The organism is Tsuneonella sp. HG222, from assembly GCF_053819185.1.
Genome location: NZ_JBSOQZ010000001.1, coordinates 123,940 through 145,532, shown reverse-complemented (window position 1 = coordinate 145,532; position 21,593 = coordinate 123,940). Strand labels below are relative to the sequence as shown.

The 21,593-nt window shown below is 67.9% G+C and carries 21 protein-coding genes; 14 read left to right on the top strand and 7 right to left on the bottom strand.

The genetic code is table 11. From position 1 onward, the window contains the following. The first annotated feature begins 2 nt into the window (after window positions 1-2). Window positions 3-404 carry a hypothetical protein gene (locus ACWPMZ_RS00630; RefSeq protein WP_455702100.1) on the top strand — a complete coding sequence of 134 codons (402 nt, stop codon included), beginning with the start codon at window positions 3-5 and terminating at the stop codon, window positions 402-404. On the opposite strand, the gene ACWPMZ_RS00625 is transcribed toward ACWPMZ_RS00630, so the two are convergent. Both ACWPMZ_RS00625 and ACWPMZ_RS00620 read right to left on the bottom strand, forming a co-directional pair. Beyond that, a complete protein-coding gene (locus ACWPMZ_RS00625; protein WP_455702099.1) occupies window positions 401-1,696 on the bottom strand; it encodes a homoserine dehydrogenase in 1,296 nt (431 codons plus the stop codon). The two genes, ACWPMZ_RS00630 and ACWPMZ_RS00625, sit on opposite strands and share 4 nt — an antisense overlap. Before the next feature lie 110 nt (window positions 1,697-1,806). Then, window positions 1,807-2,691: a hypothetical protein gene (locus tag ACWPMZ_RS00620; protein ID WP_455702098.1), complete on the bottom strand. Its 885-nt coding sequence runs from the start codon at window positions 2,689-2,691 to the stop codon at window positions 1,807-1,809. Window positions 2,692-3,010: 319 nt separating this feature from the next. On the opposite strand from ACWPMZ_RS00620, the gene ACWPMZ_RS00615 reads away from it, so the two are divergent. From ACWPMZ_RS00615 to ACWPMZ_RS00590, 6 genes are all read left to right on the top strand, one after another. Beyond that, window positions 3,011-3,673 (top strand): TonB family protein, encoded by a 663-nt coding sequence (locus ACWPMZ_RS00615; protein WP_455702097.1) that lies wholly within the window; start codon window positions 3,011-3,013, stop codon window positions 3,671-3,673. 35 nt (window positions 3,674-3,708) lie between these two features. After that, entirely contained in the window at window positions 3,709-4,509 is an 801-nt protein-coding gene (locus ACWPMZ_RS00610; protein WP_455702096.1) for a MotA/TolQ/ExbB proton channel family protein, read from the top strand. A gap of 83 nt (window positions 4,510-4,592) precedes the next feature. Continuing rightward, window positions 4,593-5,132, top strand: coding sequence for an ExbD/TolR family protein (locus ACWPMZ_RS00605; RefSeq protein WP_455702095.1), 540 nt, complete (start codon window positions 4,593-4,595; stop codon window positions 5,130-5,132). A 48-nt stretch (window positions 5,133-5,180) separates the two neighbouring features. Next, window positions 5,181-5,615: an ExbD/TolR family protein gene (locus ACWPMZ_RS00600; protein WP_455702094.1), complete on the top strand. Its 435-nt coding sequence runs from the start codon at window positions 5,181-5,183 to the stop codon at window positions 5,613-5,615. A 141-nt stretch (window positions 5,616-5,756) separates the two neighbouring features. Then, entirely contained in the window at window positions 5,757-6,182 is a 426-nt protein-coding gene (locus ACWPMZ_RS00595; RefSeq protein WP_455702093.1) for an ExbD/TolR family protein, read from the top strand. A gap of 46 nt (window positions 6,183-6,228) precedes the next feature. Further along, entirely contained in the window at window positions 6,229-6,678 is a 450-nt protein-coding gene (locus tag ACWPMZ_RS00590) for a GNAT family N-acetyltransferase (protein ID WP_455702092.1), read from the top strand. On the opposite strand, the gene ACWPMZ_RS00585 is transcribed toward ACWPMZ_RS00590, so the two are convergent. Continuing rightward, complete coding sequence (locus tag ACWPMZ_RS00585; protein ID WP_455702091.1) at window positions 6,675-9,143, bottom strand: ligase-associated DNA damage response DEXH box helicase; 2,469 nt, start codon at window positions 9,141-9,143, stop codon at window positions 6,675-6,677. The genes ACWPMZ_RS00590 and ACWPMZ_RS00585 overlap by 4 nt on opposite strands. Before the next feature lie 242 nt (window positions 9,144-9,385). Between ACWPMZ_RS00585 and ACWPMZ_RS00580 the strand changes: the two genes are divergently transcribed. After that, window positions 9,386-10,270 carry a BON domain-containing protein gene (locus tag ACWPMZ_RS00580; RefSeq protein WP_455702090.1) on the top strand — a complete coding sequence of 295 codons (885 nt, stop codon included), beginning with the start codon at window positions 9,386-9,388 and terminating at the stop codon, window positions 10,268-10,270. A 78-nt stretch (window positions 10,271-10,348) separates the two neighbouring features. Here the strand turns inward: ACWPMZ_RS00580 and ACWPMZ_RS00575 are convergent, their stop codons facing one another. The 4 genes from ACWPMZ_RS00575 to ACWPMZ_RS00560 are packed head-to-tail and all read right to left on the bottom strand — an operon-like array spanning window position 10,349 to window position 14,248. Then, entirely contained in the window at window positions 10,349-11,689 is a 1,341-nt protein-coding gene (locus ACWPMZ_RS00575) for an MFS transporter (protein WP_455702089.1), read from the bottom strand. 23 nt (window positions 11,690-11,712) lie between these two features. After that, window positions 11,713-13,128: a phosphoglucomutase/phosphomannomutase PgmG gene (gene pgmG, locus ACWPMZ_RS00570; protein ID WP_455702088.1), complete on the bottom strand. Its 1,416-nt coding sequence runs from the start codon at window positions 13,126-13,128 to the stop codon at window positions 11,713-11,715. Window positions 13,129-13,136: 8 nt separating this feature from the next. After that, the gene (locus ACWPMZ_RS00565) at window positions 13,137-13,418 is read right to left on the bottom strand and encodes a molecular chaperone DnaJ (RefSeq protein WP_455702087.1); all 282 of its coding nucleotides are present in this window, start codon (window positions 13,416-13,418) and stop codon (window positions 13,137-13,139) included. A gap of 5 nt (window positions 13,419-13,423) precedes the next feature. Continuing rightward, window positions 13,424-14,248 carry a division plane positioning ATPase MipZ gene (locus ACWPMZ_RS00560; protein ID WP_455702086.1) on the bottom strand — a complete coding sequence of 275 codons (825 nt, stop codon included), beginning with the start codon at window positions 14,246-14,248 and terminating at the stop codon, window positions 13,424-13,426. 74 nt (window positions 14,249-14,322) lie between these two features. Here ACWPMZ_RS00560 and panC point away from each other — a divergent pair, with 74 nt between their 5' ends. The 6 genes from panC (at window position 14,323) to ACWPMZ_RS00530 (ending at window position 21,560) form a co-directional block, all read left to right on the top strand. Next, window positions 14,323-15,183, top strand: a complete 861-nt coding sequence (gene panC, locus ACWPMZ_RS00555) for a pantoate--beta-alanine ligase (protein ID WP_455702085.1) — start codon at window positions 14,323-14,325, stop codon at window positions 15,181-15,183. 76 nt (window positions 15,184-15,259) lie between these two features. Next, window positions 15,260-15,709, top strand: coding sequence for a methylmalonyl-CoA epimerase (mce, locus tag ACWPMZ_RS00550; protein WP_455702084.1), 450 nt, complete (start codon window positions 15,260-15,262; stop codon window positions 15,707-15,709). Then, window positions 15,702-17,846 carry a methylmalonyl-CoA mutase gene (gene scpA, locus ACWPMZ_RS00545; protein WP_455702083.1) on the top strand — a complete coding sequence of 715 codons (2,145 nt, stop codon included), beginning with the start codon at window positions 15,702-15,704 and terminating at the stop codon, window positions 17,844-17,846. Before mce ends, scpA begins: the two co-directional genes overlap by 8 nt. Beyond that, a complete protein-coding gene (locus tag ACWPMZ_RS00540) occupies window positions 17,847-19,874 on the top strand; it encodes an ATP-binding protein (RefSeq protein WP_455702082.1) in 2,028 nt (675 codons plus the stop codon). Between the two features lie 10 nt (window positions 19,875-19,884). Next, complete coding sequence (locus tag ACWPMZ_RS00535) at window positions 19,885-20,631, top strand: electron transfer flavoprotein subunit beta/FixA family protein (protein WP_455702081.1); 747 nt, start codon at window positions 19,885-19,887, stop codon at window positions 20,629-20,631. Further along, window positions 20,631-21,560, top strand: coding sequence for an electron transfer flavoprotein subunit alpha/FixB family protein (locus ACWPMZ_RS00530; RefSeq protein WP_455702080.1), 930 nt, complete (start codon window positions 20,631-20,633; stop codon window positions 21,558-21,560). Before ACWPMZ_RS00535 ends, ACWPMZ_RS00530 begins: the two co-directional genes overlap by 1 nt. The last annotated feature ends 33 nt before the right edge of the window (window positions 21,561-21,593 follow it).

Here is a 21,593-nt window from a genome sequence, read left to right as displayed (position 1 = left end):
GGATGTCGAGCATGCTCTGGCTGGCCGCGGCGGCCGCGTTGCCGCCCGCGCCGGCGACCGCGGAGCAGGTCGCCGCATCGGCGCGGGACTACTATGCCGTGGCTTCGCAGGAAGCCCAGCCATGCCCTGAATCGGCCGAGGGGGAGATCGTCGTCTGTGCCGAAGGGATCGATCCGGCGACGCAATACGTCCCCTCCTCCACCGACGATGGCGCAATCAAGGACAACGTCCCCCGCGCGCCCGATCTCGTGCCGCGCTATCCGGGGGTCGTGGTGGCACGGGGCTGCTTCATCCCGCCCTGCCCGCGGCCCATGCCCTTGCTGATCGACCTCAAGGCCATCCCCGAGGCCCCGCCCGGCTCGGACGCGGACCGCATCGCGAAGGGCGAGATTCCCGCCCGCTAGCCGATCAGGCGCATCACCAGCGGCGGCTCGGCCAGGACGGGTGAACCCTCGAGCAAGGCAAGCGCTCGGCCGACGCTGGCTTCAGGCCCCTCGTGCGTGACCATCGCGACGAGCACGTCGCCGTCCTCGTCCGGCCGGCCTTTCTGGATCAGGCTTTCGATCGAGACGCCGGCATCGCGCATTGCGGCGGTGATCTCGGCCAGCACGCCCGGACGGTCGGCCACCACGAAGCGGACGTAGGTCCGGTTGGTCCGGTGGCCCGCCTGGGCCGGAGCCAGCGCCTCGAGCGCGGCGGCAGGGACCGAGAACGGCGGGCCGGTGTCGCCCCGGGCGATGTCGATAAGGTCGGCCGCAACCGCGCTGGCCGTCGGCCCGTCGCCCGCCCCGGCGCCCTGGAACAGCAGCCGGCCGGAAAAATTGCCTTCCGCGACCACGGCATTGGTCGGCCCATCGACCGCGGCCAGCGGGTGGCCGAGCGGGACGAGGCAGGGCTGGACGCGCTGGAACAGCTCGCCGCGCTCGTCGACCTCGGCAGTGCCGATCAGGCGAATGCGGTAACCCAGCGCGGCGGCCTGCGCGATGTCGGCCGCGCGGACCCGGCCGATGCCGCCGACGTCGACGGCAGGGAAGTCGACCTTCGCGCCGAACGCAATCGCGGCAAGGATGGCCAGCTTGTGGGCCGCATCGATGCCCTCGACGTCGAACGTGGGATCGGCCTCGGCATAGCCGAGCGCCTGGGCCTCCGCGAGGACTTCGCCGAAGTCGCGCCCGGTCTGCTCCATCGTCGAAAGGATGTAGTTGCAGGTGCCGTTGAGGATCCCGAAGATCCGCTCGATGCGGTTGGCGGCGGCCCCTTCGCGCAGCCCCTTGATCACCGGAATGCCGCCCGCGACGGCGGCCTCGAACCGCAGGGGCGCCCCCTTGGCTTCGGCCAGCGTCGCCAGCTCCAGGCCGTGGTGCGCGATCATCGCCTTGTTGGCCGTGACCAGCGCCTTGCCGGCGCCGAGCGTCTTGCGCGCGGTGGTGAGAGCCGGCCCGTCCGCCCCGCCGACGAGTTCCACCACGACATCGACGTCGGGCCGTTCGGCCAGCGCGGTCATGTCGTCTTCCCACTGGTAGGCCGACAGATCGATCCCGCGGTCCTTGGCCCGGTCGCGCGCCGAGACGGCGACGATCCTGATCGGCCGGCCGGCCCGCCTGGCGATGAGATCGCCGTTGGTCTCGATCAGCCGCACCAGCCCGGCCCCGACTGTGCCGAGACCGGCGAGGGCAATGCGCAAAGCTTCCGTCATGACTCTTCCCGTCCACCGAACGGGGCGCGCGTTACGGCCAAGCCACAGGCTTGGCTAGGGGACGGTTGCATCCGTTACGATCGGGTATCGGATCACCTCGCTTGCGCAGGTTACGACCGGGAGGGGGACCGCAAGCGCTCGCACGGGCCGAGCTGGCTGCGGATCAGCGCATAGTCGCTTCGCGCCTGGGTCTGGGAACTGCCCTGTTGCAGGAACGCGCTGCGCGGCAATTCGTCAGGCAGGGCGCAGGCCAGGCGGTACCAGGCGATCGTGCGCGGTTCCGGCGGGCGGGCCGCCTGATCGACCAGCTCGGTCCAAGCCACGCCCCAGGCCGGCTCCATCCCGGGCCGGCGCAAGAGCGTGAGCGAGACCGGCGTGCCGTCGGATGTATCGAGAAACACCTGCGTTTCCGATTCGCCGGTGAGGTTTCCGGCGACCGAGATCGCCTCGCGCACGCCAGTGATTCGCGGTGGCGCGCCGGGCCGGGCAAGGTCGGCCGCGATGGTCCGCACCTGCGCCTCGATGGCGGGATCGGTCGGCAACTGGGCGTCGGGCTCGACAAGTTGCAACTGGCCCGGCGTGCCCGGGACCGGGCGGGCGAAGACGAGGAACGAGCGCTTCTTCAGCTTCGGCGCCTTGCCCTTCGCGTCGACCTGCACGTCGACCAGGTAGGTCTGCGATTCGCCGAGTGCGGCGGGCGCCTTGATCACCCCTTCGACCTGCGTCTCGAGATAGAGGCGGACCATCCCGGGCGCGAGACCGGGCGAACGCTCGGGCTCCACGGCAGCCTGATCCTTCACCTTGACCCGCGCGATCACCGTCCCCGCCTCGCTCAGCGACGCGAGATCGGCATAAGTCGCCACCGGCGCGGACGGGGCCGCGGCCATCTGGGCCTGCCCCGGCGCGGCGCAGGCGGCGAGGGCCAGCGGAAGCAGGGCGAAGCGCCAGGGGCCGAGGGGAAGGGGCGAGATGATTCGCATTGTGACGAGCTCCATGCAGAACGCTGGCGGCCGAGGCAAACTTGAGGGCCGCCCCGCCTTGGAACGGGTTGGCCCCTGAATCGGCTGTTAACCGATAAAGCGTTTGCTCGCGCTTTCCTTCGTCGCTAAGGCTCGTGCCAATAGGGACCCAGCGTATAACAGCAACTATTTGCGGGTTCCGGGCTGTCTGGCTTGCGATTTGTAACGGCTGATCGCACTGCAGCCTTCATTGTGGACTTGGCCCGGGAGAGCCTGTGGGGATGTGAATCCATGCGGGCTTGGCTGGGCTTGCCGGATCGTCGATCCGGTTTGGGTAATGGAGTGAAGGGACTGGATGGCTTACGCTGACCAAGGAATGAGCACCAATCGCATCATTGCGATTGTAATCGTGGGTTTGATCCACCTTGTCGTTGGTTACGTGCTCGTCACGGGTCTCGCCTATTCGGCGACCAAGAAGCTGATCGAGCGTGTAACGACGGTTGATATCGAGGAACCGCCGCCGCCAGAGGAAGAGCCGCCGCCACCGCCGCCGGATCAAGTCGCGCCGCCGCCGCCAGTTGCGCCGCCGCCGCCGATCAACATCGCCGTGGCTCCGCCGCCGATCCAGGTGCAGACGGTCATTCCGCCGCCGGCACCGCCGGTGCGGATCGTTCCGCCGACGGCTCCGCCGGCTCCGCCGCCGCCGCCGCCCGCCCCGTCGAGGGCTCGTGGCGTCACGCCGGAAGGCCAGGCCCGCTGGCAGGCTCGCATCATCGACAACTACCCCGCTCGTGCGATACGCAACGAGGAACAGGGCACCGTGGGCGTCTCCGTGACGGTCAACGGCGAAGGCCGCGTGTCGGCCTGCTCGGTGACGTCTTCGAGCGGTTCGAGCACGCTGGACGAGGCGGCCTGCGCCGACATCACCCGGTTCGGCCGGTTCAACCCCGCGTGGGACGATGCAGGCAACCCGATCTCCGGTCGGTGGTCGACCCGCATCACGTACAGGCTCCAATAGTTTCGCTTTGAAATTCTCTAGAGAGGAATACCCGCATGCTTATTGACATCCTTGCTGCTGCCGCTGACGCGGCACCGGTCAACCAGTTCGGCTTCTGGGAAGCGCTGAACCAGGGCGGCGCCATCGCCTACTCGATCTTCATCATCCTCGTGATCATGTCGGTCGGATCGTTCTACATCCTGATCACCAAGCTGCTCGAGCAGAACAAGATCCTGAAGCAGTACCGCGGCGTGCGCAGCACGTTCTGGCGGGCCAACACGCTGTCCGAAGGCGCCACCAAGCTCGAGAAGAACAGCGCCTGGCGCCAGGTGGTCGACGATGCTCTGGTTGCCGAAGCGCAGCACAGCAAGATGACCGACTCGCTCGAAGCCCACGACTGGATGCACGGTTCGCTGGCCCGTTCGGAAGCGGCGATCAACTCGAAGCTCGCCAGCGGTCTGCCGTTCCTCGCCACCGTCGGCGCGACCTCGCCGTTCGTCGGTCTGCTCGGTACGGTTATCGGTATCTACCGCGCGCTGATCAACATCGGCCTCGCCGGTTCGGCCTCGATCGACAAGGTCGCCGGCCCGGTCGGTGAAGCGCTGATCATGACCGCCATCGGTCTGCTCGTCGCCGTGCCCGCGGTGCTTGCCTACAACTGGCTGCAGGCCCGCAACAAGCGCATCGCCGAACTGCTCTCGGGCTTCTCGACCGACATTCTCGCCAACATCACCTCGCGCGGCGCGGTGCGGCCGGAAATCATGACGAAGACCTCGACCCAGCAGGCTGGCAAGATCGCGGCGACCGCTCCGGCCAAGCCGGTCGGCACGACCACGACCACGACGACCAAGGCCTGATCCGTTATCGCGGGGCGGGCTCCGGCATGCGGGTCGCCCGCCCCTGCGATACGGCCAACGAAGTTTTGAGATAGGACGACAACATGGCAATTTCCCTGCCCGGAGGCGGCCACGACCGGCCGATGTCCGACATCAACACCACGCCCCTCGTGGACGTGATGCTGGTGCTCCTGATCATCTTCCTGATCGCGGTTCCGGTTGCTCTTCAGACGATCGAGAAGCTGGAAATTCCGATCTTCGAATCGGTCGAATCGAAGGACAAGGTCGAGAACCTGCTGATCACCGTCACGACGACCGACGCCGAAGGGCGCACGCCGCAGATACAGCAGTCGGGCTATTCGGGCTCGACCCGCAATGGCGAATGCCGGGTGTTCTTCAACAACGTGACTCCTGTCGATTCGCAGGAGCTTTACGACATGTCGTTCGAGCGGCTCGACAGCATCGTTCAGCGCGAAGGCGGTATCGAGGCGATCATGAACGATCCGGAGAAGATCCCGCAGGTTCACATTCGCGCTGACAAGAACGTCCCGTGGCGCTGCGTCGCGGGTACGATCTTCAACGTTCAGTCGGCCGGATATCCGACCGTGGGCTTCATTTCCAACCCGGTCGATCCGAACGGCTGACACGCCGCGCGCGACCGGTCCGTGACCAGAATTCAGGAGTAACACCCCATGGCAATGTCAGGCGGCAATGATGATGGCGCCCCGATGATGGACATGAACATGACGCCGTTGATCGACGTCCTGCTCGTGCTCCTCATCATCTTCATCATCACCATCCCCGTGGCGACCCACTCGGTCGACATCGATCTTCCGGTGCCCGATCCGAACAGCACCCCGCCCCTGGTCGACCCGATCAAGAACAAGCTCGTTCTGACGCCGGCCAACGAGATCCTGTGGAACGGCAGCCCGCTTTCGACCGGCGAACTGGCGGCCAACCTGCAGACCTCGCTGCAGATGTCGGTCGAGCCCGAACTGCAGTTCGAGCCCGAGCCGGATGCCAGCTACGAGCTGTCGGCCCAGGTGCTGAACATCATCAAGGCGTCGGGCGTGACCAAGTTCGGCTTCGTCGGAAACGAAAAATACCGGGTGTTCGGCAAGGCCTGAGCCTTCCGGTCCATCCGACAGAACACGAGAAAGGGGCCGAGCGATCGGCCCCTTTTTTCATGCCTGCGTTCCGTCCGGAAAGGGCTTGCCGTATTCGACCATCATGTTATGATACTTTATCACATATGATGGAGGCGTAGCATGGCATTTGCCCTTTCCGCCGCTGACCGGCCGCTGGCCGACGTCAACACCACCCCGCTGATCGATGTCATGCTGGTCCTCCTGACGATGATCATGCTCAGCATTCCGCTCTCCACGCACAGCCTGGATTACGACCTGCCGAGCACCGTCTCCCCGCCGAAGGTCCCTTTCGACCCCGTGCGCAACCGGCTGACGATCGATGCCGGCGACCGGGTGTCGTGGAACGGCACCCCCGTCACCGGTCCGCAACTGGCCGCGATCCTCCAAGCCGACGCGGCAATGACCCCCGAACCCGTGCTCGAGTTCGCACCCGACCCCGCGGCGAGCTACGACGCTTCGGCCGCCATCCTGCGGCTGGTGAAGGCAAGCGGCGTGACCAACTTCGGCTTCGTCGACAACGAGAAGCACCGCCGGTTCGAGCGCTGACCCGTCGCCGCTCGACCCGGCAGGCGCGGCGGCATATGCACCGGCCATGACCTTCGCCGCGCCTGCCGGGTACTCCCTCGACCACGAGGTTCCCGCTCTCGACGATTACCAGCGCCTTCGCGCGATGAGCGGACTGAGCCCGTTCTCCGAAGCCGCAGCCCGGGCCGGCCTCCCCGGGACATACATCGGCGTCGTAGTCCGCCATGACGCCACCGCGGTAGGCATGGGCCGCATCGTGGGAGACGGCGGCTTGTTCTTCCAGTTGGTCGACATTGCGGTCGACCCGGCGCACCAAGGCAAGGGCCTGGGCAAGGCGGTGGTCGCGGCGCTGCTCGAAGCGCTCGCAGCGCGCATCGCCGCCCCCGCCTACGTCAGTCTCGTCGCCGACGGCCGGGCAAGCGAGCTCTATGCCCAACACGGATTCGCCCCCGTCGCGCCGAAATCGCAGGGGATGGCTGTGTGGCTTCTACCGACATCGACCCCCTCGCCGCTCTAATCCTCGGCAAGGTAGTCCGCCGGTTCGTCCACCCGCATGGCGGCGCCCGCCAGCGTCTCAGCCTCCAGCAGAAGCTCGTCGTCAACCGCGCCCTGGGGCAGCGATTCGCGGCCGATCATCACCATCACCGGAACGGCCAGCGGGCTTACCCGGTCGAGCTTCACGTGGACCAGCCGCTCCGCCGCGCTGTCCAGAAGGTCGCCCAGCCGCCCGATGTCCGTCATCCGCGCGCGCGCATCGGCCCACGCGGCCTCGATCAGGACGTGATCGGGCTCGTACTTCCTCAGCACGTCGTAGATCAGGTCGGTCGAGAAGGTGACTTGCTTGCCGCTTTTGCGCTTGCCCGGGTGCTGGCGTTCGACCAGCCCGCCAATCACCGCCACCTCGCGAAAGGCCCGGCGCAGGAGGTGCGAATTCTGCACCCATTCGACGAATTCGTGCGTCAGGATGTCGGGCGACAGCAGCGGCGCCGGATCCTCGACCGGCTTCAGGCCCCAGACCGCCAGCGAATAGTCGTTGGCCACGAACCCGCCGGGCATCAGGCCGCGCTCCTCCATCCGCTTGGTGATGAGCATTCCCAGGCTCTGGTTCGCGTTCCAGCCGGTGAAGGTGTAGTACACGGTGTACTCGCGCTTCGCGTGCGGGAAGCTCTCGACCAGCAGGTTGTCGGGGCTCGGCATCTGCGAACGCCAGTCCTGCACCTCCAGCCATTCGCGCACGTCGTCGGGGAAGCGGCCCCATTCGCTGCGCTCGACAAGCATACGCCGCACCCTGTCGGCCAGGTGGGTGGTCAGCGGCAGGCGCTGCCCGCCATAGCTGGGGATCATCGCCGCCTTCTTCGACGCGCGCACGATCAGTTCCATGTCGCGGATCGCCTCGACCTCGACGTTGACCCCGGCGAACTGGAAGGTGTCGCCGGTGCGCAGCGACGCGCCGAAGCGCTCCTCGACCTTGCCCAGCGAACGGCCGTTGCGGAACCGCACGTCGAGCATCTCCGAATCGACGATGATCCCGGCATTGAGCCGGTGCCGCGCGGCATGTTCGGGATGGGCGAGCCGCCAGACCCCGCCGCCGTCCCTGGTGGGATCGCGCACGATGCGCCGAAACTTGTCGTAGGCTTCCAGCGCGTAGCCGCCGGTGGCGACGAAATGCAGCACGCGCTGCCAGGTCGCCTCGTCGACCCACGCGTAGGACAGGCTGCTGCGCACCTCGGCCAGCAGCGCCGCTTCGTCGAACGGCCCGGCGCAGGCGCAGCCCATCACATGCTGGGCCAGGACATCGAGCCCGCCGGGGCGAAAATCCTCCCCGTCGCGCTGCCCCTGGTCGACCGCATCCTTGGCCGCTGTCGCCTCGAGGAATTCGAAGCGATTGCCCGGCACCAGGATCGCGCGGCTGGGCTGGTCGAGCCGGTGGTTGGCCCGGCCGATCCGCTGCAGCAGGCGGCTGGAGCCCTTCGGAGCGCCCATCTGCACCACCAGGTCGATGTCGCCCCAGTCTACGCCCAGGTCGAGGCTGGCGGTCGCGACCAGCGCGCGCAGCTCACCGCGCGCCATCGCCCCTTCGACCTTGCGCCGCGCCTCCTTGCTCAGCGACCCGTGATGGATGCCGATCGGCAGCGTGTCGTCGTTCACATCCCACAGCTGCTGGAAGATGTATTCGGCCAGAAAGCGCGTGTTGGTGAACACCAGCGTGGTGCGGTTGCGGCGGATCTCCTCGTAGAGCTGCGGAATCGCCCAGGTCGCCGCGTGGCCGCCCCAGGGCACGCGCTCCTCGTCGGGCAGCAGGATCTCCACCTCGGCCGGGGCCCCCGCCTCGCCCTCCACCAGCTCGACGGTGTCGATCTCTCCCCAAGGGGCGAGCCATTCGCGAAAGGCTTCTGGATCGGCGACCGTGGCCGACAGCGCGGCGCGCTGCATGTCGGGCGCGATCGCCTGCAGGCGGCCCAGTGCCAGCGCCAGCAGGTCGCCGCGCTTGCCGGTCGCGAAGGCGTGTATCTCGTCGATCACCACGCGCTTCAGGCCGCGAAACAGATCGGCGCTGTCGGGATAGCTGAGCAGCAGAGACAGCGATTCGGGCGTGGTCAGCAGGATGTGCGGCGGTTTGGCCCGCTGCCGGCGCTTGCGGTCCGACGGCGTATCGCCGCTGCGCGTCTCGATCCGCAGCGCCAAGCCCATCTCCTCCACCGGCGTGACCAGGTTGCGCTGCACGTCGTGCGCCAAGGCCTTCAGGGGACTGACGTAGAGCGTGTGCAGCCCGTCGGGCGGGATGGCCCCTCGCGAGGGGCAGAAGTCCGCCAGCGTGGGCAGGAACCCCGCCAGCGTCTTGCCCGCCCCGGTATCGGCCACCAGCATCGCATGGCGCCCGGCATCGCTCGCAGCGAGCATGTCCGCCTGGTGCCGCCGCACGCGCCAGCCGCGCCCGGCGAACCAGGCGGCGATCTCGGGCGGGATGGCGGAACTGGTCACCTGCCCCCAATAACACCGAAGGCGGGCCAAAGTGTCCTGCAATCGGAGCGGAATGGCGCCTTGCTTTTCAATGGCTTCAACGCGCCGAGTCGCCTCGCGGCCGCGCCGGACCGGGAAACGCCACGCGCAGCACGGACGTTATTTCATCGTGACCCTGCGATCGCGGGGATCGTCTACGCGGGCCTGCCTGTCTCTCCCGCGCCGACGATTGAGGCGAGACAGCATTTTCGAGGAGCCAGACCATGGCCGACCGTTACCAACCCAACCGCAACCGCTTCCGCGACCGCGACCGCGCGCCCGATCACGAGGGCGACCGCTGGCGGCAGGAAGAGCAATTCCGTTCGAGCAGCGACTACGCGCCGTCCGGCTACGATCCGTCGTACGGCCAGATGGGCGAATCCGGCCCGTCGCATTTCCAGGACGACAATCGGCTGGAATCGACCTGGGACCGCAACGAGCGCTACGGCAGCGGCCGGGGCTACTCGCGCGGCCGCGACGATCGTTTCGGCCAGTCGGCCCAGGCATCGAGCTATCGGCAGGATTACGGGCAGCCGGCCAACCGCTTCTCCAGCTTTACCTCGGAAGACCAGGCTGGCCGCGATTTCTCGGCCCCGACCGGCAGGTGGGACGCGGCGTCGACCGGCGCGGCCCGCCCCTCGTATGGCGGCGGCAGCAGCCGCGGCAGCTACCGCGCCGACAGCGGGTTTTCCTCGCCGCAGTACAGCGATCGCCCGCGCCAGCGCGATTGGTGGGACCGCACGACCGACGAGATCGCCAGCTGGTTCGGCGATGAAGACGCCGAGCGTCGGCGCGAGAACGACCACCGCGGCCGCGGCCCGAGCGACTATACCCGCTCCGACGACCGCATCCGCGAGGACGTGAACGACAACCTGACCAACGACTGGGCGGTCGATGCCCGCAAGGTCAGGGTCAAGGTGGAGAACAGCGAAGTCACCCTGGAAGGCACCGTGCCCACCCGGCTGCAGAAGCGCCGGGCCGAGGACTGCGCCGAGGACGTTTCGGGCGTGACCCACGTGCAGAACAACCTGCGCGTCGGCGCGGACGAGACGGGCGGCACCGACTATGCGTCCGGCACCGCTACCGACACGTATAAGACCAAGTCCTGACGGCCCCTCACCGTCCGGCAACCGGAAGGGAGGCGTTTCGGCGCCTCCCTTTTTTTGCGTCCCCGGCCGGGAAAGCCGTCAGTGCGGCATGAGCGGCGCCGGATCGGGCGGGATCGCGGCCTCGCGTTCCTTGTGCGGAAACTTGACGAACAGGAACGCCGGAACGCTGAGCACGGCGGCGCCGGCGATGATCAGGAACAGCGTCGACAGCCCGTCATACCCGAACGTGCCCGACAGCGCGGCGCCGATCGGCCGGCCCAGGTTGAACGAAGCCATGAGCAGCGCATATTGCGTCGCCGCCGCGGCGGGCGTCGTCATCCGCATGCAGATCGGGAACAGCGAGATCAGCACCAGCACGCTCAGGACTTCGGTGGCGTAGAAGAACGCGGTCAGCGCGCCGTCATCGGTCTGCAGGCCCGGGACGAGCGCCATCGCGCCGTAGAGCAGCGCGACGACCGGCAGGAGCATGATATTGGCCGCGCGAGGGCCGATCCTGGGCAGCACGAGGGCGGCGAACCCCGCACCCAGGATCGCCGCGGCGAGCCCGGTGAAGGTCTGCATGTCGGTGAAGCGGGTCAATTCCCAGCCGGCCCCCTGGGTCGCCATGACCGGGAACATCGTGGTGTTGATCCCGGCCGGCAGATAACGCGCGGCGCCCAGCACCATGACCAGGATGGCCAGCGGGTTGAGGATGAGGCCGAAGACCTCGCGCAGCATGCCGCCCCAGTTGCTCTTCCCGCGGGCGAGGTTGACCGGGTGGGTTTGCCCCGGCGTCATCGGGGTGAGCCGTTCGCCCTCGCGCTCGCGCAGCGGGAGGAGCAGCAGGAAAACGATCACCGGCAAGGTCGCCAAGGCGGCGAAGACGAACGGCAGCCCGTAGCTCTCGATCAGCCGGCCGCCGACGAAGATCATGCTGGCCGAGCCAAGCCCGGCCGCGCTGTACGTCAGGCCGGCGGCGCGGCCCTGCTCGCGCTCGTCGAACAGGTCGATGATCAGGCTGTCGATCGACACGTCCTGAAACACGAAGCCCAGCATCGAGAGGAAGCCGAGCGCCGCCAGCAGGCCGATCTCCGGCCGCCCCCCGGCCAGCAGCGATCCCGTGATCAACCCGCCGCAGATCAGCGCCTGCCCGAACAGGATCCACGGCTTGCGCCGGCCCATCGGCAGATACGGGAAGCGGTCGACGAACAGCCCGCCGAGGAACTTGATCGTGCCGGGCGTACCGGCGGCGCCCACCACGGCCGCGATGTCCGCCACCGAGTAGCCGTTCACCGACAGCCAGGTGGGCAGGACGACGTAGAACAGCGCCTGCGGCACGCCCTGGGTGAAGTAGAACGTGACCACCACCGCCAGCCGCAGGGCCGGCCGTTGTGCCAGTATCCACCGGCCGGGATTGCCCGAAGCGGATGGGTCCGTCACGCCGCTCACCCCCCTTGGCCGCTCTAGTGCCCGGCCTGCGGTCCACGCTCCAGCCCGCTCGCCTCGAGCTGGTCGTCGATCTGGCCGAGCAGGCGGTCGAGCCCGTCCTGCGTCTGGCTTTCGGCGCGGGCGACGAGCACGTCCTGCGTGTTGGAGGCGCGCAGCAGCCACCATCCGTCGGGCGTGGTCACGCGCACGCCGTCGGTCGAATCGACGCTGATGCCGGCGGGCGCATCCGGCCCGGAAAGCCGCGCCTTGACCTCGTCGATCGCGGCAAACTTGCGGCTCTCGTCCACCTGGAAGCGCAGTTCCGGCGTGTTGAGCAGGTTGGGCATGGCGCCACGCAGTTCGGTGACCGAGCGGCCCAGCCGCTGGCTCGCGGCCATCAGCCGGATCGCGGCATAGAGCGCATCGTCGTAGCCGTAGTAGGTGTCGGCAAAGAAGACGTGCCCGCTCATCTCGCCGGCCAGCGGGGCATGAGTCTCCTTCATTTTGGACTTAATCAGGCTGTGCCCAGTGTTCCACATCAGGGGTTTTCCGCCCAGCTCGGCAACGCGGTCGAATAGCGCCTTGCTGGCCTTCACGTCGGCGATGACGGTCGCCCCCGGAATGTTGCGTAAGAGGTCTTCCGCATAGACCATCAGCAGCTGATCGCCCCAGATGATCCGGCCTTCGCCGTCGATCGCGCCGATCCTGTCGCCGTCGCCGTCGAAAGCCACTCCGAAGTCGAGGTTCTTCGCCGCGACGAGCGCGCGCAGGTCCTCCAGGTTCTCCGGGACAGTGGGATCGGGATGATGGTTGGGAAAGTTGCCGTCGACTTCGGTGTAGAGCGTGTGATGTTCGCCCGGCAGGCGCGCGACGAGCTTCTCGAGCGCCGGCCCGGCCGCGCCGTTACCGGCATCCCAACCGACCTTCATGGCGGCCAGCTTGTCCTGGTCGAGCCCTTCGAGCCCTGCCAGCAACCGCTCGATGTAATCGTCGAGGATCTCGTGCGAAGTGACTTCGCCCGTTCCGTCGAGCCACTCCCCCGCCGCCGCGAGCCGCCCGATTTCCTGGATGTCCGCCCCGAAGAACGGGCGCCCCTGAAACACCATCTTGAAGCCGTTGTAGTTGGCGGGATTGTGGCTGCCGGTTATCTGGATGCCGCCGTCCGCCTGTTCCAGTGAGGCCTCGGCAAAATAGAGCATCGGGGTCGGGCCCATGCCCACGCGGATTACGTCGCATCCGCTGGCGGTGAGGCCTTCGATCAGCGCGTGTTCCAGCATCGGGCTGCTGACCCGGCCGTCGTAACCCACCGCCACCGTCTTGCCGCCCGCCTGGCGCAGCAACGAGGCGAAGCCGCGGCCGATGGCGCGGGCGTCGTCCGGCCCCAGGGTTTCGCCGATGATGCCGCGGATATCGTATTCGCGCAGCGAGGTGGGGTGGAACTGGTGGCTCATTGGGTCTCCTATTTGCCGTCGGGCAGTTCGTCGAGCAGCAGGTCGCGCGCGGCATTCGCCTCGTGGACCTGCTCGTTGGTTCCGCCCCGGTCGGGGTGGACCATGGCGAGCAAACGCCTGTGGGCCTCGATTATTTCCTGCCTGTTTCCTTCCGCGCGCACGCCGAGCAGCTTGCGCGCCCGGAACAGCGCCTGGTTGCGGATGGAACTGCGCCCCTCCCACGGCCAGCGGCCGGTGACGAGCTTCCAGCCCAGGATGCCGATGACGGCGAAGAAAATCAGCTTGCCCATGGCGCTCAGGCCGCCTTGGCCGGGGCCGCGCCCGACAGTCCCGGCAGGTGCAGTGCGGCGATCAGCTGGCGCAGTTCCTGCCGCGCGACGAGATGGCTCGTGCCCAGCTCGCCCAGGTGCCCCTTGTCGAGCAGGGTCAGCCCCGAGGGGAACAGCTCGCGATAGATCACGCGTTCCGACAGGCCCTGCGCCACGCGGAAGCCGACCCGCTTGCTGAGCTCAGTCAGCGCCTGGTCGACCCGCTTCTGGTTGCGCGCGTCGATGTGCTGCACCCTGTTGCGCACGACGATCCAGTCCATCTCGCGCCGTTCCTTCATCGCGCGGGTCTTGCGCGCCTCGAAGATCAGCTCGGCATAGAACGAGAGGCGGCGGACCTTGAAGGTCTCGGCATCGACCTGCCCGATCAGGTCGAAATCGACGAAGCTGTCGTTCATCGGGGTGACCAGCGTATCGGCCTTGCTGGCGGCGTGGCGGGCCAGCGGGTCGTCGCGGCCGGGGGTGTCGAACACGATGTAGTCGACCGGCCCGGCAAGGTCGCCGGCGGCCAGTTCGGCGACCTTGGCTTCCAGCCCCTCGATATCGCCTTCGAAGGTGGCAAACTCGGCGCTGGGCAGTTCGACCTCGCGCCGGGCGCAGGTCTCTGCCCGGTTCTCGAGGTAGCGGGCGAAGGTGCGCTGGCGATGGTCGAGGTCGATCGCGGCGACCCGCTTGCCCGAATAGGCCAGCGCGATCGCCACGTGGACCGCGGTGGTCGACTTGCCTGTTCCGCCCTTTTCGTTGGCGAAGACGATCCTGTGGGGACCGGGGCGATGGGGGCCGGAATTGCTCACGTGCTGTCGGGCTTTCTCTGAATTGCGCGGGCGGCTAGGGCCCGTCCACACGCTCATATCCAAGGGGTGCGCCCGTGCATACCGTCGACAGGCTCGAATCGTTGCGTCAAGCTGTGGACAGCCTGCGCGCGCGCGGGCCGGTGGCGCTGGTGCCCACGATGGGCGCGCTGCACGAAGGCCACCTGACGCTGGTGCGCGAGGCGCGCCGCCTAACCGCGTCGGTGGTCGTCTCGATCTTCGTCAACCCGAAGCAGTTCGGCCCGGGCGAGGACCTGGAGGCCTATCCGCGCCAGCTGGCCGAGGATTCCGCGCTGCTGGAAACTGAGGGGGTCGACCTGCTGTGGGCCCCGCCCGCGTCGGAGGTCTATCCGCCCGGTTTCGCGACCTCGATCTCGGTGGCCGGCATCAGCGAAGGGCTGTGCGGCGCGGCGCGGCCGGGGCACTTCGACGGGGTGGCCATCGTGGTGTGCAAGCTGTTCAACCAGGTCCGGCCGGACCTGGCGGTGTTCGGTGAGAAGGACTGGCAGCAGCTCGCGGTGATCCGCCGCATGGCGCGCGACCTCGACCTCGTGCTGCCCCGCGCCGATGCCATCCACGGCGTGCCCACCGTGCGCGAGGCGGACGGCCTCGCCCTGTCGAGCCGCAACCGCTACCTCTCGCCCGAAGACCGGGGCAACGCGGCGGCCATTCCCGCCGTGCTGCGAACGGCGGCGCAGATGGTGCGCGACGGCCGCGATTCCTGGGCCCGCACCCGCGCCTTCGCGCTGGACGAACTGCTGACGAGCGGGTTCGACAGCGTCGACTACTTCGACCTGCGCGACGCCGACTCGCTCGAGCCGCTGGACGCCGACAATGGCAACGCCCGCCTGTTCGTCGCCGCGCGGATCGGCGGGACCCGGCTGATCGACAACATGCCGGTTGCGGCAGGGCGCTGAAGGGTGTCTGACTTGTCCTGAGAGGAGCGTTCGACTAGTTGCGCGCGAAACCAACCTTGCAGGACGAACCCGCCGCATGAAACTCGGCCGCCTCAACCACGTCGGCATCGCCGTTCCCGACATGGATGACGCCATCGCCTTCTGGCGCGATACGATGGGCGGTACGCTGGCTGGCGAACCGTTCGACCTGCCCGAACAGGGCGTGCGGGTCTGCTTCGTCGACACACCCCCTTCGACAGGCTCAGGACAGGGCGGCGGCACGCAGATGGAACTGCTCAGCCCGCTGTCCGACACGAGCCCAGTCATGGGCTTTCTCGCCAGCAACCCGGCTGGCGGCCAGCATCACCTGTGCTTCGAAGTGCCCGACATCGAAGCGGCGCGCGCCGAATTCGAAGGCATGGGCAAGCGCGTGCTAGGCCCCACCCGCATCGGAGCGCACGGCACGCCGATCTTCTTCCTCCACCCCAAGGACATGGGCGGCGTGCTGACCGAGATCATGGAGACCCCGAAAGGCGACCATGGCTGACAAGTCCGACTGGAAGGCGCTCGCCGACAAGGAGGTCAAGGGCCGCGACCTGACATGGTGGGTGCCCGAAGGGTTCGCCATCGAACCGCTCTACACCGCCGAGGATGTCCCGCCCGAGGGCCCCGGCCTGCCCGGCTTCGCCCCCTTCACCCGCGGCGTGAAGGCCAGCATGTACGCCGGCCGGCCGTGGACCGTGCGGCAATACGCGGGCTTCTCGACCGCCGAGGAATCGAACGCCTTCTATCGCCGCAACCTGGCGGCCGGGCAGAAGGGCCTGTCGGTCGCCTTCGATCTCGCCACGCACCGCGGCTACGATTCCGACCACCCGCGCGTGGTCGGCGACGTCGGCAAGGCCGGCGTCGCAATCGACACCGTCGAGGATATGGAGATTCTCTTCTCCGGCATCCCGCTCGACACGATGAGCGTGTCGATGACGATGAATGGGGCGGTGATTCCGGTGATGAGTTTCTACATCGTCGCCGCAAAGAAGCAGGGCGTTTCGGCCGAGCAATTGTCCGGGACCATCCAGAACGACATCCTCAAGGAGTTCATGGTCCGCAACACCTACATCTATCCGCCTGCGCCGAGCATGCGGATCGTGTCGGACATCATCGCCTACACCTCGGCTAACATGCCGAAATTCAACAGCATTTCTATCTCTGGCTATCACATGCACGAAGCCGGGGCGACGGCAGTGCAGGAACTTGCCTTCACCATCGCCGACGGCAAGGAATACGCAACCCGCGCGATGGCCGCCGGGCTCGACATCGACGCCTTCGCCGGGCGCCTCTCGTTCTTCTTCGGCATCGGCATGAACTTCTTCATGGAAGTCAGCAAGTTACGCGCCGCGCGGGCACTGTGGTGGGAGGTGATGGATGGGCTCGGGGCGAAGAGCGAACGCTCCAAGATGCTGCGCACCCACTGCCAGACCAGCGGCGTCTCGCTGCAGGAGCAGGACCCCTACAACAACGTCATCCGCACCACGGTGGAGGCGCTGGCGGCCGTCCTCGGCGGCACGCAGAGCCTGCACACCAACGCGCTCGACGAGGCGCTCGCCCTGCCGACCGATTTCTCCGCCCGCATCGCCCGCAACACCCAGCTCGTGCTGCAGGAAGAGACCGGCATCACCCAGGTCGTCGATCCGCTGGGCGGCAGCTACTACGTGGAATCCCTTACCGGGACGCTGGTCGAGCGCGCCCGCGCCCTCATCGCCGAGGTCGACGCGGTGGGCGGGATGACCGCCTACGTCGCCAGCGGCGCGCCCAAGGCGGCGATCGAGGAAGCCGCCGCGGCGCGCCAGGCGGCCGTCGACCGGGGCGAGACGGTGGTCGTGGGCGTCAACAAGTACGTCCTCGACGAACACGCCCCGATCGACACGCTCGACATCGACAACCACGCGGTGCGCGACGGCCAGATCGCCCGGATCGCCAAGGCCCGCGCAAACCGCGACGAGGCGCAGTGCCGCGCCGCACTGGATGCGCTGACCGAGGGCGCCAAGGGCGACGGCAACCTCCTCGCCCTCGCGGTCGAATGCGCGCGCCGGAATGCCACGTTGGGCGAAATTTCCTCCGCGATGGAAACCGCCTTCGGCCGCTACGACACCGTGCCCACCCCGGTCTCGGGCGTCTACGCCAAGGCCTACGCAGGCGACGCGCGGTTCGCGCAAGTGGTCGAAGGGGTCGAGGCCGTGGCCCGCCGGCTCGGCCGCAAGCCAAAGGTGATGGTCGCCAAGATGGGCCAGGACGGCCACGACCGCGGCGCCAACGTGATCGCCAGCGCCTTTGCCGACATGGGCTTCGAGGTGCTGTCCGGCCCGCTGTTCCAGACACCGCGCGAAACGGCCGACATGGCGCTCAGCCAGAACGTCGACGCGGTCGGCGCCAGCTCGCTCGCCGCCGGGCACAAGACGCTGATCCCCGAACTGATCGGGCACCTGCGCGAGGCCGGGCGGGCCGACATCAAGGTCGTCGCCGGCGGGGTGATCCCGCCGCAGGACTACGACTTCCTGCGCGAGGCCGGGGTGCAGGGCATCTACGGCCCCGGCACCAACGTCGTCGAGGCAGCCGCCGACCTGTTGCGCCTGCTCGGCCACAACATGCCGCCTGCGGGCGACACCTTGAAGGAAGCCGCCGAGTAGATGTTCAAGAAAATCCTCATCGCCAATCGCGGGGAAATCGCCTGCCGCATCATCCGCACCGCGCGGCGGATGGGGATCGCCACGGTGGCGGTCTATTCGGATGCCGACGCGCGCGCGCCGTTCGTGGCTCTGGCCGACGAGGCCGTGCACATCGGTCCGGCTCCGGCGAGCGAGAGCTATCTCGTGGCCGACACAATCATCGCCGCGTGCAAGCATACCGGCGCCGAGGCGGTCCACCCCGGCTACGGCTTCCTGTCCGAACGGACCAGCTTCGCCGAGGCGCTGGCGGCCGAGGGGATCGAGTTCATCGGCCCTCCGGTGGGCGCGATCGCCGCGATGGGCGACAAGATCGAGAGCAAGAAGCTGGCGAAGGACGCGGGCGTCAACGTCGTGCCCGGGTCCGAGGGCGAGATCGCCGACACGGCGCACGCGCTGCGCGAGGCCAACCGCATCGGCTACCCGGTGATGATGAAGGCCAGCGCCGGCGGCGGCGGCAAGGGGATGCGTCTCGCCTGGAACGATACGGACGTCGAGGAAGGGTTCGAGGCGACCCAGCGCGAAGGCCTCAACTCGTTCGGCGACGACCGCGTGTTCATCGAGAAGTTCATCGAGAACCCGCGCCACATCGAGATCCAGGTGCTCGGCGACAAGCACGGCAACATCCTGTACCTCAACGAGCGCGAGTGCAGCATCCAGCGGCGCCACCAGAAGGTGGTCGAGGAAGCGCCCAGCCCCTTCGTCACCCCGAAGATGCGCGCGGCGATGGGCGAGCAGTGCGTGGCGCTGGCCCGGGCGGTGGGATACTACAGCGCGGGCACCGTCGAGCTGATCGTCAGCGGTGCGGACCCCACCGGCGAGAGCTTCTACTTCCTCGAGATGAACACCCGGCTGCAGGTCGAGCACCCGGTGACCGAAGCGATCACCGGGATCGACCTGGTCGAGCAGATGATCCGCGTCGCGGCGGGTGAGACGCTGGCCTTCGGGCAAGGCGACGTGCGGCTCGATGGCTGGGCGATCGAGAACCGAGTCTATGCCGAGGACCCCTATCGCGGCTTCCTGCCGAGCACGGGGCGGCTAGTGCGTTACGATCCACCCGCCGCGCTCCTGCACCAGGCGCCTTCATCGTCTGGGGACCAGACCGGCGGCAAGCCCTACGTCCGCCTCGACGACGGGGTGGCCGAGGGCGGCGAGGTGTCGATGTTCTACGACCCGATGATCGCCAAGCTGATCACCTGGGCGCCCACCCGCGACGAGGCCGCCGCTCTGCAGGTCGAGGCGCTCGACGCCTTCCGCATCGAGGGGCTGGGCCACAACGTCGATTTCCTCAGCGCGATCATGCAGCACCCGCGCTTCTTGGCGGGCGAGCTGACGACCGGCTTCATCGCCGAGGAATTTCCCGAGGGCTTCCACGGCGCCCCGGCCGGGGAGGACACGCTGCGCGCCATCGCCGCGGTGGCCGCGGGGGTCGAATGCTCGACCCGTGCGCGCGCCGCGCGCACCAGCGGCAAGCTCAACGGCGCGCCGGCGAACATGAGCGACTGGGCCGTGGCGATGGACGGCCGGAGTTTCGCCGTCACGCTAGGCGATGGCCACGCGATGGTGGACGGCCAGCGGGTCGAAGGCACCTGCGACTGGCAGCCGGGCGATGCAACGGCCACGGCCAGCGGCAACGGCCGCACCCTCGGCCTGATCGTCAGGAAGACGGGCGTGCGCTGGGCGATCACCACCCACGGCGCCACGCACAAGGCGCTGGTCCTGCCGGCCGCGATCGCCCCGCTCGCCGCCCACATGATCGAGAAGATCCCGCCCGACCTGTCGAAATTCCTGGTCAGCCCGATGCCGGGTTTGCTCGTTTCGCTGCATGTGGCACAGGGCCAGAACGTCGAGCCCGGCCAGCCGCTGGCGACGGTCGAGGCGATGAAGATGGAGAACATCCTGCGCGCACAGAAGGCCGGCACGGTCGCCGCCCTGCGCGCAGCCGAAGGGGACAGCCTGGCGGTCGACCAGGTCATCCTCGAACTGGAGTGAAGGAAACGCCATGAAGATCCTCGTCCCCGTCAAGCGGGTGATCGACTACAACGTGCGCCCCCGCGTGAAGGCGGACGGCAGCGGGGTCGATCTCGCCAACGTCAAGATGAGCATGAACCCGTTCGACGAGATCGCCGTCGAGGAGGCGATCCGGCTGAAGGAGAAGGGCGCCGCGACCGAGGTGGTCGCCGTCTCGATCGGGCCGGCCAAGGCGCAGGAAACGCTGCGCACCGCGCTGGCCATGGGCGCCGACCGGGCGATCCTGGTGCAAACGGATGATGAAGTGGAGCCGCTGGCGGTCGCCAAGATCCTCAAGGCCATCGCCGACGCCGAACAGCCGGGCATCGTGATGCTGGGCAAGCAGGCGATCGACGACGACAGCAACCAGACCGGGCAGATGCTCGCCGCGCTGATGGGCCGGCCGCAAGGCACTTTCGCCAGCAAGGTCGAGGTCGAGGGCGACAACGTGAAGGTCACCCGCGAGGTCGATGGCGGGCTCGAGACCGTCAGTCTCACCCTGCCCGCCGTCGTCACCACCGACTTGCGCTTGAACGAGCCGCGCTATGCTTCGCTGCCCAACATCATGAAGGCCAAGTCCAAGCCGCTCGAAAGCAAGACGCCGGCCGATTACGGCGTGGACACCGCGCCGCGCCTCAAGGTCACACACGTCGGCGAGCCGCCGGTGCGCCAGGCCGGCGTCAAGGTCGGCAGCGTGGACGAACTGGTCGCCAAGCTCAAAGCCCTGGGAGTCGCCTGATGAAGACCCTCGTTTACGCCGAGCACGACAACCAGCACCTGAAGGACGCGACGCTGGCCACGGTCACTGCGGCAGGAAAGCTGGGCGAGGTTCACCTGCTGGTAGCCGGCAGCGGCTGCCGCGCGGTGGCCGATGCCGCCGCGAAGATCGTTGGGGTGGGCAAGGTCCACCTGGCCGACGCCTCCGCCTACGAACACCAGCTGGCCGAGAACGTCGCGCCGCTGGTGGTCGAGCTGATGGGCCATCACGATGCGGTGCTGTTCCCCGCCACCACCACCGGCAAGAACATCGCCCCGCGCGTCGCCGCGCTGCTCGACGTTATGCAGGTGTCCGACATCATCAGCGTGGAAGGCGAGAAGACCTTCACCCGCCCGATCTATGCCGGCAACGCCATCGCCACCGTGGAATCGAGCGATGCCAAGCTGGTGATCACCGTGCGCGGCACCGCCTTCGAAAAGGCCGCCGCGGAAGGCGGTTCGGCCGCGATCGAGGATGTTTCGGGCGCGGGCGATTCCGGCCTCTCGAGCTTCGTGGGCGCCGAAGTCGCCGCGAGCGAGCGGCCCGAGCTGACGAGCGCGAAGGTCATCGTCTCGGGCGGGCGGGCGCTGAAGGATGCCGACACCTTCCAGCAGATCATCATCCCGCTGGCCGACAAGCTCGGCGCGGCGGTCGGCGCCAGCCGCGCGGCGGTCGACGCGGGATACGTGCCCAACGACTATCAGGTCGGGCAGACCGGCAAGATCGTGGCGCCGGAAGTCTACATCGCCATCGGCATCTCGGGCGCGATCCAGCACCTTGCGGGGATGAAGGATTCAAAGACCATCGTCGCCATCAACAAGGACGAGGACGCGCCGATCTTCCAGGTGGCAGACATCGGCCTCGTCGGCGACCTGTTCCAGATCGTCCCGGAACTGACCGGCAAGCTGTAAAGGCCCCCCCTCTCCCGCACTGCGAGAGGGGTC